Genomic DNA, 14306 nt, shown 5'->3' with positions numbered 1-14306 from the left:
CTAGGTGCTGTGGTGCAGAAGATCAGGAGCTGGTGGCGCACAAAAAAGGGTTGAGAACGAGTCTCTTTCATGACCTGTCCTCTTGATTGGTGCTGTGTATGGGGCCAGCCGCAGTACAACCCGCGTTCGTTAGGGTTGAGCAGGTCAAAACATCATTGCTGGGGGAGCTGGTAGCGCTTTTCGCTGTTTAGTGCAGGCGGTAGATGATGACGCCCTGCCGCCCTTCCACGATTTTTTCTATAGGTTTCCTCTGTTGGTTGAACAGCAACTGCTGCAGCTTGCTGTTGGCCTTGCCGTCCCGTGTGCGCACAAATGCGTAGTCATAGGCTTGCAGCCTGGTCTTGCCGGCGATGAAGCGCCGAAACTCATAGTGTTTGTAATTGTCCCTGTTGCTGTAATAAGCCACCCGCTCTGCATGATAGTCGGTGACGACCCGTGCGTGATCCGGCAGGTTTTCTCTGGCCCATGTGGCGGCGTCGAGGATATAGACCTCGGGCTTGGCGGAGCCGATGAAGCTGTCTGCAAACAGCAGGGCGATGCAGATCATTACCACCCCCATGCGTGCTTTCAGTGCAGGCTGAGCCTGTAGCCTTTCCTGCATTTCGTTCAGGCTGAAAACCACGATGACCAGCAGCATCAGCGCCAGGCTCATGGTGTAGCGAGACACCATGACAAAATGTTGTGCGCCGTGCAGGAACAGGATCATCAGGCTGACAACTGCGTAGAAACCGATCGCCTTGCGCGCCCGGGCCGGCAGTGAGGTTGCGGGGAACCAGCGACGCAGGAGCAGGATGGCGAAATACAGCCAGGAAAGGCTGCTGATCAGATCCTTGATGATACCCCAGGCGACACCCAGATAGAGGGTGGTTTCCGCCGCAGACTGGGACAGCTGGGGCAATACAGCCTGCCGCAGCAGGCGCGCCTTTCCGGGAATGATCTCAGTAAATATACCCGGCAGCGTCCCGGCTTTCGAAAGGCTTTCTGCCAGCCGGTTCTGAAAGCCGGGATAAATTTGCATGGCAAGCAGAAAAACCAGTGCGATGACCAGAAAGGGCAGCAGGCTCAGGGCTGTGTGCCGGATGCGCTGCTTCCAGGGTTGTGCGCTGTTCAGCAGCAGACCGACAGGCATGAACGCAAGGAAAACAGCGCCCTCCACCCGAAACAGGGTGGCCATGATCATGGCCAGGTTCCACAACAGCAGGGACCGCCAGGAAAAATGTTCGAACAGCCTCAGGTAGAAGATCATGGCAACCAGGGTGAAGGCCCAGTAGCCGTGGTCGCGGATGATCTCCGATCTGTTTTCATTCAGATAGGGCAGGGAAAGCACCAGCACGGCGGCCCAGATCAAGGTCCGGCGACTGCCGCCCAGGGTTTCGATCAGCCGGATGAAGGCAAGCACCAGCAGCATGTCCAGCATGCTGTTCAGCACATAGGCTGCCTGCTCCGGGCTGATGCCGGGCGCAAGGCTGATCCAGTGTATCAGCGTCGGGTAGAACAGCCAGTTGCCGATTTGCCGGATGCTGGCAGCATCACCCTGGATCGCCTGGAGGTAATACACACCATCGTGATTGATCTGGGCGATGCCGGTGATCTGCCATAAAGACAGCACCAGGCTGGCCAGGGCGGCGAAAAGATAGACAGGCAGGGTTTTGTGCCGGCTCACTTGTCGCTGCTGTAGTGGAAGGCGTCCAGCATTTCTTGCGCCTCCCCGCGTATGAAGGCCTTGTCCTCATCGGACAGCCGGGATATGGAGCGTGCATTCATGTTGCGGATCTTGGAGGTCTCGCCATGCACGGTCCAATGCTTGTCTGCCTGCAGCCTGGCGATATCGAGGCCGAGAAATTTCATGACCTTTTCCAGGCTTTCAGCCGGCTTCGAGGTGAGGTCCTCGTAACGGAGCAGCAGCTTGCGTTCCACCTTGTCCAGCTGGTCCAGCATGATGCGGTTGGATTGCTGCCACTGCTTGGCGGCCACTTCCACAGACTGTCCCGCCTTGCGGTGAATCCCTTCTGCCACCGCATAGCCGTTGCGGATAAGCGCGATAAAATGGGCGTCGGGAAAGTGCCTGTTGAGCCATTCCACGCGTGCCGCGTTGGGGATGGATTTTTCCAGGAATACCGGCAACAGGGGGTTGGACATGTAACCGCACCACTGGCGTTTGATCTTTTCCGCGTCGGGTTCATTTTTTAATGACGGAACAAACATTTCCGGCTGCAACGCCCAGACACGGGTGAGGCCCACGTCGCTGGGGATCAACAGCTGGTCGGTGCAGTGCTGGCCCTCTCTGGGCAGGTGTGCCACTTCTGGATGGCTGGCGATGACATCGTGCAGCAGGGTAGTGCCGGAATTATAGCAGCCGACGATGAACACCCATTTTTTTGGGGAACAGGCCTTGCCCTGCTTTGTCAGCTGGGCCAGCTTGAGCTGGCGGCGCTTTTTTCTGAGCCATTTCTTGAGATTCATAAGAGGATGTCCGAACGGGTGATTTCGCACTGGGCTTCGATATCGTCGCGTCCCCAGAGGGTGAAGCGCCCCAATGCGAAAATGTTGTTGTTTTCCACCGGAAGCGGGGTCTTGCGTTTGTCCAGGCTCCATCCGTAAGCCAGCCCCGTCTGTTGGGCTGCCGCGATTGCCGTGTCTGAATAGTTACCGTTGGGGTAGGCGATGCCCGTGGGCGCCTCACCCAGCCAGTGCTTCAGGTCCTGCTGTGCGCGGTCGATCTGTTTGGCTGATTCTGTCTGACTGTACTGATCCAACAGGTAGTGATCGCGGGTATGATTGCCGATGAACACCAGGGGGTGGCGGGCAAAATCCTGCAGCTCTGGCTCCGTCATGGGTCTGTCGGTATCGGACCACGGCTGCAGACAGTCTGCGCCGAATTCCTCCTGCAGATAGGTAATGATGTCCTGGTGGCGTTTTTGCTTGAGCATTTTCTGTTCCCGGGAGATCAGGGCTTTCTCGACGCCTCGTCGGTGACGTTCGCGGTAGACAACGTCCCACCAGAAGCATTGCTGTTCTTCGACATTGCCGGTGGTGATGTAAAACGTGGCCGGCACATCATACTGCTCCAGTAGCGGCAGCATGCGTGTATTGTTGAAATAACCGTCGTCAAATGTGATGCAGATACACTTTTCTTCGCTGCGCGTGAAATCCAGTCCCTGTTCCGGGCTGGTGAACCGGTATCCTGCCTCCAGAAAATGTTCGATGAAGCGATGCAGGTGTTCTGCTGTGATGCCCTGCTGGGCATCGACATGGTCTTTGGCGATTTCCTTCTGATCCTGAAAAACCGCGTGAAACAGAAAGCCGAGCAGGGCCGGTTTGTCCCGGTGCAGATGGGACAGTTTACGGCGCAGGGATTGCTTGAGTTGTTTCGCAAAAGACACAGGTTAAGGGTTTCCGGAGGCTGTTATAATTATTGGATGAACAGGCAGAACGGCGAGTCAGTTGGATCATTCTAGTGCCCAGACGGTGATTCTGGCAACGGGTCTGCAAAGCAGTGGCTCCACCATACTGTCCTGGTGCTTCCTGCAGCGGCCAGATATGAATGGCACCCTGGATGGCGATACCGACCTCGTTCCCCTGCCGCCGGCCGGGGTGGAAACGCCCTTTCTCTGGTACAAGACCACGATCAGTTGCTTCACGCTGGGGGAGCAGGTCGCCGTGCTCGAAGATGCCGGTTGTACCGTCAGGCCCCTGCTGATGGTGCGGGATGTGCGCGCGGTATGGATGTCATTGATGAAAAAGCCCTACGGGCGTAATGGCGTGACGGCGGAGGATCCTCCCCTGCGCCTGCGTTTCCGCCGGTTCCTCCATTCCTGGCAGGATGCCGCCGAAAAAAATATCCCTGTTTTTCGCTTTGAGGATTTGCTTGCCAGACCCCAGGACAGCCTCAAAACCTTGTGCGGGCAGCTTGAACTGCCCTGGCAGCAGGCCATGATCGATTGGCCAAAGCCGGCAGAGCAGATCGCTGATGCCCGCCATGGCAATGCCCGATTCATGGAATCGAGCCGGCAAGGCCTGCTGTCCGCGCTCGACCCGAACCTTGGCAAACAGATCCGGGGACAGATCCATGAGGAAGACCTGGCATGGCTGGAGGAAACTTTCAGCGACTATAACGCCAGCCTGGGCTATCCGGCAGAAATGCAGGGCCTGAAGCTGCTGCCGGGAAGGGCCGTCCCCTCCTGGGAGGTATCGCGACGGCTGAAATGGCGCCTGCGGCAAAAACCCGTGCGCTATGTCCTGAGCAGACTGGGCTTGAGCAGCTACAAGCCACGGCTACAGTAAGCCATGTCGCGTCAGGACTGGGAATACCGCCGGGAGATCGTCCTTCCGTTTTCTCTCGAACTGGCTGATGCGCCGACGCTAGTCTGTGAAGAAATCCTGCGTTTGCTGCCCGGGCGCCGCCTGGTGTGCCGCGCCGTTCAGGAAGGGCAGCCGGTGCTGGTGAAACTGTTCATGGGCAAGGATGCCCGGCGCGCAGCACGGGAAGATGCCGCGGGCATCCGGGCGATGATGGCGGCAGATATCGACACGCCATCCCGGCGCCTTGAAAGCCGGGTGAAAGGCAAGGGCTACCCGGTGTTGCTGTTCGATTTCATTCCTGCCGCCGTATCGTTTCGCCAGCGCTGGACAGAGGCGGGAGAAGCGCGGCGTGTTGAGCTTCTGCAGGCGTTGCTCGAGCTGGTGGCGCAGCAACATCAGGCAGGTTTGCGCCAGCGGGATTTTCACCTCAACAATTTCATTCTGGATGCGGATGATCACCTCTATGCCATCGACGGTGGTGATTTTATCGTTGGAAACCAACCGTTGGCGCAGAAAGAAGCAATAGCCAATCTGGGGGTGCTGTTCGGGCATTTGCCGCTGCAGGCCCTCCGGAAGCATCCGCAGGTGCTCGAAAGCTATTTCAACCGCCGTGGACAGGAGGTGTCGGAAGGCCTGATCCGGCGCATCAGCCTCAAATCAGATGCTTTCCGGTATCGCCGCGCGCGGCGCATCAGCCGCAAGAGCTTTCGCAACTGCAGTGAATTCATGCTGCGGAGAAATGGCGGGCTGCGTATCTGCCAGCGGCGGGATTTTTCACCGGTCGAACTGGATGGCTGGATCCGTTCCACCGGCCTGGCCCCCCGAGTGGAGGAGACCATTCTCAAGCCGGGTAACTCCCAGACAGTCTGGGCCACCTCCATCGGTGGCCGGGATGTGGTCGTCAAGCGCTACAATCTGAAAACCCCCTTGCACGCGCTGCGACGGATTTTCACGCGCAGCCGCGCCTCCAAATCCTGGGAGAATGCCCATCGTCTGCGTGCCTACCATATCCCCACGCCGGAGCCCCTGGCCATGATCGAGGAGCGCCGTTTTGGCTTGCGCCAGCGCGCCTGGCTGATCACGGCAAAGGCCCGGGGTATCGGGGCAAAAAGCTACATTCCCGATCATTCCGATGAACCCACGCTGGAGCGCCTGGCTTCAGTGGTGCGGGCATTTGGTGAGAATGGACTGGTGCACGGGGACATGAAGGCCACCAATTTCATGATGACCGGCGAAAGCGTCGAGGTTATCGATCTCGATTCCATGTTCCGGCCCCTGACCCGCCCCGTGCTTCGGGCGAGGGTCGCCAAGGATCGCCGCCGCTTCCTGAAAAACTGGCCGGATGCCGGGCTGCGTGAGCGATTTGCAAGGTTGCTCGGGCAGGGATTCGGGTAGAATAACGCCATGTTTCAGGTCACAAGGGTGCCGGTGGCACAGAACCGATGATTGTACTGGGTGTAGCGGGGGCGGTGAGCCATGATCCGTCGGCGGCGTTGTTCGTCGATGGCGAACTGGTAGCCGCCGCGGAGGAGGAACGTTTCATCCGCGACAAGCATGCCAAGGGGCGGTTTCCTTATGAGGCGACCCGTTACTGTCTGGAAGCGGCGGGGATCGAACCTGGGCAGGTGGACGTGGTGGCCTTTCCCTATGCGAAGATTCCCCTGAGCAGTCCGGCCCGCTGGCATTACGCCGCGCGTCACTGGTATGCGCCCGATCGCGCCCTGACCGCCCTGCTGCACGGCAACCGCCGCTATCATCGCAACCGTTCCCTGCTGGAAAAGCTGGTGGCGGATCTTGGCATCACCAATGCCCGCCTGGAAATGGTGGAGCATCATCTTGCCCACGCCAGCAGCGCCTATCATCTGAGCGGGTTCCAGGAGAAGACCGCCATCCTGGGTATCGACGGCAAGGGCGAGTACGCAACCACCTTCTTTGGCTACGGCGAGAACGGGCGCATCCACAAGATCAAGGAATTCTACGACCCGGATTCCCTGGGGGGCGTGTACGGCGCCATGACCGAGTATCTGGGCTTCGAGATGCTGGATGGCGAGTTCAAGGTCATGGGCATGGCGCCTTATGGCGATCCCAGCCGTTTCGATTTTTCCCGCCTCATCGACTACAGCGACAGGGATTTTCGCGTAAACACCCGACTGGTAAACGTCATCGGCCTGCGCCGCTGGAAGGACAGGAGCGGCAAGGGCATGTACTTCAGTCCGAAACTGGTGGACTGGCTGGGGCCGCCCCGGGAAGGGGATGAGATCGACGACCCCTACGTGGACTACGCGGCCAGCATGCAGGACCTGCTGGAAAAGGTCTCCCTGGGGCTGGTGGATCATTACCTGGGAGACATCCTGAAGGAAACCGGCAAGCTGGCCTTTGCCGGCGGCGTGGCTCTCAACGTCAAGTTGAACCAGCGCATCCTGGCCCGGGATGATGTGCAAGAGCTGTTCGTGCAGCCGGCGGCTTCGGACGCGGGTACGGCCATCGGTGCCGCGTCTTATATCGCCAACCGGTTGGGTGACAAGGTGCAGCCCATGCGCCATGCCTATCTTGGGCCGTCCTATACTAATGAACAGTGTATCGCAGCAGTCGAAAGCCACCCGCAGAAGCCTGCATGGGAAAAGATGGGTGACGTTCCGCAAAAGGCGGCGAAACTGCTGGCGGACGGCAATCCTGTGGCCTGGTTCCAGGGGCGCATGGAATTCGGTCCGCGCGCCCTGGGCAACCGCTCCATTCTCGGCGCCCCCAACGTGCCGGGCATCGCCGACCGCATCAACGAGCAGATCAAGTACCGGGAGCGCTGGCGGCCCTTCTGTCCCAGCATCCTCGACCGGGTGGCGCCTGACATGCTGCAGACGGATCACCCCGCGCCTTATATGACTATCACCTTCGACGTGGGAGAGAGCTGGAAGGAGCGGGTGCCGGAAGTGGTGCACGAGGATGGCACCGCCCGCGCCCAGGTGGTGACCCGGGACACCAACCCCCGTTACTATGCGCTCATCGAGGCGCTGGAGAAGCATACCGGCAACGGCGTGATTCTCAATACCTCTCTCAACCGGCGCGGCGAACCCATGGTCTGCTCGCCGGAAGATGCCCTGAACATGTTCTATGGCTCGGATCTGGAATATCTGATCATGGAAGACATACTGGTTACCAAAGGGGAAACAAAGAATGAATAGTAAAACCCTGCTCATCACCGGTGGTGCGGGCTTTATCGGTTCGGCGCTGATCCGCCACCTGATCGAAAATACCGGCTATCGAGTGGTGAACCTGGATAAGCTCACCTATGCCGGCAACCTGGAGTCCCTGGAACCCGTGTCAGGCGATGAACGCTATGTTTTTGAAAAAGTGGATATCTGTGACGGGGCGGAAGTACGGCGGGTGTTCCGTGAGCATCAGCCCTCGGCAATCATGCACCTGGCGGCAGAGTCCCATGTGGACCGCTCCATCGACGGTCCGGCGGATTTCATCGAGACCAATGTCACGGGCACCACGGTGCTGCTGGAAGCGGCACGCGCCTACTGGAACGACCTGGCTGAAGGGGAAAAACAGCAATTCCGCTTTCACCATATTTCCACGGACGAGGTCTATGGCAGCCTGGGACCCGAAGGGATGTTTACCGAATCTTCGCCCTACCAGCCCAATTCGCCTTATTCGGCGAGCAAGGCATCGTCGGATCACATGGTGCGTGCCTGGCATGAAACCTACGGCCTGCCGGTGCTCATCACCAACTGCTCCAACAATTACGGGCCTTACCAGTTCCCCGAGAAGCTGGTGCCCCTGATCATTCTCAATGCCCTTGCCGGCAAGTCCCTGCCCATCTACGGCAGGGGTGAGCAGATTCGCGACTGGCTGTACGTGGATGATCATGCCCGCGCCCTGTTGCGGGTGCTGGAGCAGGGACGCATTGGCGAGACCTACAACATTGGCGGCCACAACGAAAAGACCAACCTGGAAGTGGTCAAGACGCTGTGCGGGATCCTCGACGAGAAACGCCCGGAGCACCCGCAGGGTATCAGCCGTTATGAAGAGCTGATTACCCATGTGGCGGACCGTCCCGGCCATGACCAGCGTTATGCCATCGACGCGGATAAGATCGAGCGGGAACTGGGCTGGGTGCCCGAGGAGACTTTCGAGACCGGCATGGTGAAAACCGTGGACTGGTATCTGGAGAATGACAGCTGGTGTCAGCGCGTGCTGGATGGCAGCTACCGCGGCGAGCGTCTGGGGGTGATCGAATGAAAGGTATCGTCCTCGCCGGAGGTTCCGGCACCCGATTGCACCCGGTGACCCGCAGTATCTCCAAGCAGTTGCTGCCCGTATACGACAAACCCATGATCTACTATCCCCTGAGCACGCTGATGCTGGCGGGCATCCGGGAAGTGCTGATCATTTCCACGCCTCATGATCTGCCGCTGTTCAAACAGCTGCTGGGCGATGGCAGCCGCTGGGGCATGTCCCTGGCATACGCCGAGCAACCCAAACCCGAAGGGCTGGCCCAGGCGTTCATCATCGGTGCGGATTTCATTGCTGGAGACGACTGCGCGCTGGTGCTGGGTGACAATATCTTCTATGGCCATGAGTTTGGCTGCCTGCTGAGCCGCTCCGCGGGCCGGAAGGAAGGCGCCACGGTGTTCGCCTATCCGGTGCATGATCCCGAGCGTTATGGCGTGGTGGAGTTCGATGAAAACTTTCACGCCATCAGCCTGGAGGAAAAGCCACCCCGGCCCAAATCCCGTTATGCCGTTACCGGGCTGTATTTCTATGACAGCCAGGTGGTCGATATCGCCAGGAGCATCAGGCCTTCGCCCCGGGGTGAGCTGGAGATCACGGATGTGAACAAACGCTACCTGTCGCAGGGGCAGCTGGATGTGGAAGTGCTGGGCCGGGGCATGGCCTGGCTGGATACGGGAACCCATGATTCCCTGCTGGATGCTTCTCAGTTCATCCAGACGCTGGAAACCCGCCAGGGTCTGAAGGTCTGCTGTCCCGAGGAAGTGGCCTGGCGCATGGGCTGGATAGACGATGAACAGCTGGTGGGACTGGCCGATGAACTGGGCAAGACCGGCTATGGCCGGTATCTGCGGGATATCGCACAGGAGATGATCCGATGAAAATAACCGAAACCGACATTCCCGGCGTGCTGATCATCGATCCGGATGTGCATGGCGATCAGCGTGGCTGGTTCATGGAGACCTGGCAGGAACAGCGCTATGCCGAGGCGGGCATTCCCGGCCCCTTTGTGCAGGACAACATGGCCCTGTCCAGTCACGGCATCCTGCGTGGCCTGCATCTGCAACACCCTCATGCGCAGGGAAAGCTGGTACAGGTGATCCTGGGGGAAGTGTACGACGTGGCGGTGGATGCGCGCCGGGGATCCCCCCATTTCGGACAGTGGGTGGGGGTGATACTTTCCGGTGATACGCGGCGTCAGCTGTGGGTGCCGCCGGGTTTTGCCCACGGCTACGTGGTGACCAGCAACCAGGCCATATTCAGTTACAAATGTACCGACTTCTATCATCCGGAAAACGAGTTGAGTATCCGCTGGGACGACGAGGATATCGGTATCGACTGGCCCATTGTGGGGCAGCCCAGCCTGTCCGGCAAGGACGCTGATGCACCGATGCTCCGCGAGATTGCCGCGGAACGCCTGCCGGATACCTGCCATGACTGCCAGTAGCAACACCATTCTGCTGTTCGGCCACAGCGGCCAGCTGGGCTGGGAGCTGCGCCGCGCGCTGGCCCCGCTGGGAGATGTGGTTACCGCCGGTGTGGATGGTGCGGACAGGTATGTCGATCTGACCGATAGCGAAGCCCTGGATGAACTGGTTCATGAAATCAGGCCTGTGCTGATGGTGAATGCGACTGCCTATACGGCGGTGGACAAGGCCGAATCGGAAGAGTCTCTGGCCTTTCAGATCAATGCCGAAGCGGTGGGGCAGATGGGCAGACTGGGGGCCGAGCTGGATATTCCCGTGCTGCATTTTTCCACCGACTATGTGTTTTCCGGTAACGGGAACAGGCCCTGGAAGGAAAACGACCCCCCTGACCCGCAAAGCGTTTACGGCAGATCGAAACTGGTAGGAGAGCAGGCGCTGCTTGCTTCCCGGGCGCAAAGCCTGATATTGCGCACCGCCTGGGTCTATGGCGCCAAGGGCAGAAACTTCCTGCTGACCATGTTGCGGCTTTTTGCCGAGAAGGATCAGCTGGGTGTGGTTGCCGACCAGTTTGGCGCCCCCACCTGGTCGCGCCTGCTCGCCGAGGCAGCCGCTCAGGTGCTGGCCCAGTGCCGGACCCCTGAAGGCAGGTTCAGCTTCGGTATGCATGATGGTGAGATATTCCATCTCACCGCCGCAGGCGAGGCCAGCTGGCACGAGTTCGCTCAGGCCATTCTCGAACAGTCGGATGAAACCTGTGTCATCAATGCCATTTCCACTGAACAGTATCCGACCCCTGCCGCCAGGCCGGCCTACTCCGTGCTGAGCAATGACAGCCTGTGGGAAGCCTTTGGTGTACGCCTGCCCCATTGGCGGCAGGGGCTGGCCCTGTGTATGGAAGACCTTTTCGACAAGCGCTGACTGATTGTGGCGAACAAGCTAAAAGGCCTGCCTCTCTATCACCCGCGCTTCTGGCTGACGTGGGTGGGTGTGGCTTCTTTACGCCTGATGGCGCTGCTGCCCTATGGCATGATTCAGTGGATGGGGCCGTTTGTAGGACGCCTGTACGCGATCGTCATGCCCAAGCGCAAGATTATTGCCCGGACCAACATCGATCTGTGCTTTCCTGACCGCAGTCCCGGGTGGCGCAAGCAGTTGCTCAAGGACAGTTTCGACAGCCTGGGAAAGACCCTGCTCGAAGCGCCGCTTGCCTGGTGGGCGCCGACCTCGCGCATGTCAAGGCTGGCGCATATTCATGGTCTGGAGAATCTTCAGGCGGCAATGGACAGGGGGAAAGGGGTGCTGCTGCTGTCAGCTCACCTCAACAGCCCGGAATTTGGCGGGCGCCTGCTAGTGAATGAGCAGCCTTTCGTCGCCATGTACCGGCCCAGCAACAACCCGGTCATCGACAGAATGATCAGCAGGGCGCGCCTGCAGTGGCTGCCGCAGATTATCACCCGGCACAATGTTCGCGCTGTGATCCGCGCCCTTAAACAGGGTAAGGCCATATGGTATGCTGTGGATCAGAACGCGGGCCGGAAAGAGTCGGTATTTGCTGATTTCTTTGGCATTCCGGCTTCGACCAATCCGGCAACGGCCCGGCTGGCAAAGCTCAGCGGCGCTGTAGTCGTGCCTTTCAGGGCCATCAGGCGTGAGGACGGACAGGGACACGATATTTTCCTCGAACCCGCGTGGGATGATTTCCCCAGTGGTGATCTGGTAGCCGATACACAGCGTGTCAATGATCTGGTCGAGAGGTGGGTGCGCGAAACACCCGAACAATACATGTGGATTCACCGCCGGTTCCGGACCCGCCCGCAGCGTAGTGATCCCCGCCTTTATCCGGTTGACTGAATGAGCCGAAAAGAACCCCATCAGACCGCCTTCGCGGAGAGCAAAGAGCTGTACCTGCGGCTGCTGCAGCACGTGCGGCCCTATTGGCACGCCTTTGCGCTGGCAGTGCTGTTTACCGTGCTGCTGGCCTCCACGGAACCGGCCATCCCCTATCTGATGGAGCCGCTGATGGACAGGGCCTTCGTCCAGCGCGATGAATTCTATATGTTCTGGATGCCGGTCGCCCTGCTGGTGCTCTATATCGTGCGCGGTATTCTGGCCTTCGTCAGCCGGGTGGCCTTTCAGTGGGTGGCGGGCAAGGTGGTTCTCGACCTGCGGCGGGAGATGTTCGAACGCATCCTTACCCTGCCGGTTGCCTATTTCGATGCCCATGTCACGGGTAACCTGATCGCCAAGGTGACCTATGACGTCACCCAGGTGACCACCGCCGCCACCAAGGTGCTGGTGATACTGCTGCGGGACGGGCTGTCCGTCATTGGACTGCTGGGTTTCATGCTCTATACCAACTGGAAGTTTACCCTGGTGGTTTCCATTCTGTTGCCGGTGATGCTGTATTTCGTGCGTTATGTGTCCGGTCGCATGCGCCATTCCAGCCGCAACCTTCAGGAGACCATGGGGGAGATGACCCATGCGCTGGAGGAAGCCACCCGTGGCAACAGGATCGTCAAGGTTTACGGCGGGCAGGCCTACGAGCGCAAACGTTTCGGCAAGCTGGCCAACTGGGTGCGCCGTTACCGCTTCAAGCTCAAGGTGGCGGATGCCACCAGCGCGCCCATCGTGGAGTTCATCGGTGCGCTGATGATTGCACTCCTCATCTACCTGGGCACCGCTCAGCTCGGCGGCGAGCCCATGACGGTGGGTGAGTTCACTTCGTTTTTTTCCGCCCTGGGCCTGCTTTTTCCGCCGATCAAGCGCCTGACAGCCATCAACCAGCCACTGCAGACCGGTTTGGCCGGTGCAGAGTCGGTGTTCATGCTGATTGATGAACCTCCGGAGAATGACAGCGGCGACCGCAAGGTCGAAAGCATCAATGGCAGCATCCGTTTCGAGAATGTAAAATTCCGCTATTCCCAGGCCGAGACTGATGCGCTGCACGGCATCAGCTTTCAGATGGAACCGGGGCAAAGCATTGCGCTGGTTGGCCCTTCCGGCAGCGGCAAGACCACTATCGCCGCCCTGATTCCCCGCTTTTACGAACCCACCGAAGGACAGATTCTGCTGGATGATATTCCACTGGGCGAGATTTCACTGGCCGGTCTCAGGGAGCATGTGGCTTATGTGGGGCAGGAGTCGGTGCTGTTCAACGATACCGTGGCCGCCAACATCGCCTACGGTTCATCCCGTCCACCGGCTGCCGGGGCGCTGGAAGCTGCCGCGCGGGCGGCGCACGCCCTGGAATTCATCGAGGAGTTGCCGGAGGGTTTTGATACTATAGTTGGAGAGGATGGTGTACGCCTTTCGGGTGGACAGCGTCAGCGTATTGCCATTGCCCGCGCCCTGCTCAAGGACGCGCCCATCCTGATTTTGGATGAGGCGACATCCGCGCTGGATACGGTTTCCGAGCGCCATGTGCAGGCGGCCCTGCAGAACCTGACGGCCAACCGCACCACGCTGATCATCGCTCACCGCCTGTCCACCATCGAGAATGCGGACCGGATTCTGGTGGTGCGCCAGGGAAAAGTGGTGGAGTCGGGTTCCCACGCTGAACTCATACAGCGTGATGGTGAATATGCCCATTTGTACAACAACCAGATCGTATTGAACGAAAAGCAGGATAAATGTGAAGAAAAATGAACGCATGCGACCGGCCGTAGAGGAAGGTGAGCTGGATTTCTCCGGCAAATATTCCCTGGAACGGGCGCGGGAGTACTATCGCAAGCACCAGAAAGGTTCTCTCGGGCGGCGTATTTCCAATCGCTGGGAACAGCAGATGGCAGGCAGGGCGCTGAAACTGGCGGGAAATCCGCGGTCGGTGCTGGATCTTCCCTGCGGCACCGGGCGTTTCTGGGAACTGCTGGCACGGGATCCGGACAGGGAACTGCTGGCGGCGGACTACAGCGAAGCCATGCTGGTTGTTGCGCAAGAGGAAAGACCGCAGGAAATCGTGCAGCGTTTCAGGGTATTCCAGAGTTCGGCTTTCGATATTCAGCTGCCGGACAATGCCGTCGAGAATATCTTCTGCATGAGACTGCTGCATCATATCGGTGAGTCGGAAGACAGGTTACGCATCCTGAAGGAATTTCATCGCGTGGCCCGGGACAGTGTCTGCATTTCCATGTGGGTGGATGGAAACTACAAGGCCTGGAAGCGCCAGAGGGCCGTGAAGAGGCGCCCCAAACGCAAACGCTTCGACAACCGCTTTCTGCACAGCCGTCAGCAGGTGGAGTCGGAACAAGCGTGTCTTCGGCCTCGTGATAGATTTTGGGACATCCCAGTCCCCAAAATCGACTCGGCCTTTGACAACCCATTGGTGCCCCAGCCGTCCTGGTCACC

General features: G+C 59.2%; 13 protein-coding genes. 10 read left to right on the top strand and 3 right to left on the bottom strand.

The genetic code is table 11. The features are described 5' to 3' along the window. Positions 1–187: 187 nt before the first annotated feature. The 3 genes from ACOCD2_RS04320 to ACOCD2_RS04310 are packed head-to-tail and all read right to left on the bottom strand — an operon-like array spanning position 188 to position 3383. A complete protein-coding gene (locus ACOCD2_RS04320) occupies positions 188–1663 on the bottom strand; it encodes an ArnT family glycosyltransferase (RefSeq protein ID WP_293645163.1) in 1476 nt (491 codons plus the stop codon). Next, positions 1660–2463, bottom strand: coding sequence for a sulfotransferase (locus ACOCD2_RS04315; protein WP_293645161.1), 804 nt, complete (start codon positions 2461–2463; stop codon positions 1660–1662). The genes ACOCD2_RS04320 and ACOCD2_RS04315 overlap by 4 nt, the downstream gene beginning before the upstream one ends. Continuing rightward, entirely contained in the window at positions 2460–3383 is a 924-nt protein-coding gene (locus ACOCD2_RS04310) for a polysaccharide deacetylase family protein (protein ID WP_293645159.1), read from the bottom strand. Before ACOCD2_RS04310 ends, ACOCD2_RS04315 begins: the two co-directional genes overlap by 4 nt. A 61-nt stretch (positions 3384–3444) precedes the next feature. On the opposite strand from ACOCD2_RS04310, the gene ACOCD2_RS04305 reads away from it, so the two are divergent. From ACOCD2_RS04305 to ACOCD2_RS04260, 10 genes are all read left to right on the top strand, one after another. Next, complete coding sequence (locus tag ACOCD2_RS04305; protein ID WP_293645157.1) at positions 3445–4284, top strand: hypothetical protein; 840 nt, start codon at positions 3445–3447, stop codon at positions 4282–4284. A 3-nt stretch (positions 4285–4287) separates the two neighbouring features. Beyond that, positions 4288–5697, top strand: a complete 1410-nt coding sequence (locus tag ACOCD2_RS04300; protein ID WP_293645155.1) for a lipopolysaccharide kinase InaA family protein — start codon at positions 4288–4290, stop codon at positions 5695–5697. Between the two features lie 47 nt (positions 5698–5744). Continuing rightward, complete coding sequence (locus ACOCD2_RS04295; RefSeq protein WP_293645153.1) at positions 5745–7481, top strand: carbamoyltransferase; 1737 nt, start codon at positions 5745–5747, stop codon at positions 7479–7481. Continuing rightward, a complete protein-coding gene (gene rfbB, locus ACOCD2_RS04290; protein ID WP_293645151.1) occupies positions 7474–8544 on the top strand; it encodes a dTDP-glucose 4,6-dehydratase in 1071 nt (356 codons plus the stop codon). Before ACOCD2_RS04295 ends, rfbB begins: the two co-directional genes overlap by 8 nt. Then, positions 8541–9416 (top strand): glucose-1-phosphate thymidylyltransferase RfbA, encoded by an 876-nt coding sequence (gene rfbA, locus ACOCD2_RS04285; RefSeq protein ID WP_293645149.1) that lies wholly within the window; start codon positions 8541–8543, stop codon positions 9414–9416. Before rfbB ends, rfbA begins: the two co-directional genes overlap by 4 nt. Beyond that, positions 9413–9982: a dTDP-4-dehydrorhamnose 3,5-epimerase gene (gene rfbC, locus ACOCD2_RS04280; protein ID WP_293645147.1), complete on the top strand. Its 570-nt coding sequence runs from the start codon at positions 9413–9415 to the stop codon at positions 9980–9982. Before rfbA ends, rfbC begins: the two co-directional genes overlap by 4 nt. Further along, positions 9969–10880, top strand: coding sequence for a dTDP-4-dehydrorhamnose reductase (gene rfbD / locus ACOCD2_RS04275; RefSeq protein WP_293645145.1), 912 nt, complete (start codon positions 9969–9971; stop codon positions 10878–10880). Before rfbC ends, rfbD begins: the two co-directional genes overlap by 14 nt. 6 nt (positions 10881–10886) lie before the next feature. Continuing rightward, positions 10887–11813: an LpxL/LpxP family Kdo(2)-lipid IV(A) lauroyl/palmitoleoyl acyltransferase gene (gene lpxL / locus ACOCD2_RS04270; RefSeq protein ID WP_293645143.1), complete on the top strand. Its 927-nt coding sequence runs from the start codon at positions 10887–10889 to the stop codon at positions 11811–11813. After that, a complete protein-coding gene (gene msbA / locus ACOCD2_RS04265; protein ID WP_293645141.1) occupies positions 11814–13607 on the top strand; it encodes a lipid A export permease/ATP-binding protein MsbA in 1794 nt (597 codons plus the stop codon). Continuing rightward, positions 13594–14306 (top strand): class I SAM-dependent methyltransferase (locus tag ACOCD2_RS04260; RefSeq protein WP_293645139.1); only part of this gene is annotated, 713 nt, incomplete at its 3' end. The genes msbA and ACOCD2_RS04260, both read left to right, overlap by 14 nt.

The sequence above is a fragment of the Thiolapillus sp. genome, assembly GCF_048562965.1.
GTDB classification, from domain to species: Bacteria; Pseudomonadota; Gammaproteobacteria; order Chromatiales; family Chromatiaceae; genus Thiolapillus; species Thiolapillus brandeum_A.
Note: the sequence above shows the minus strand (reverse complement) of the source record. Positions and strands in the feature narration are given on the sequence as shown.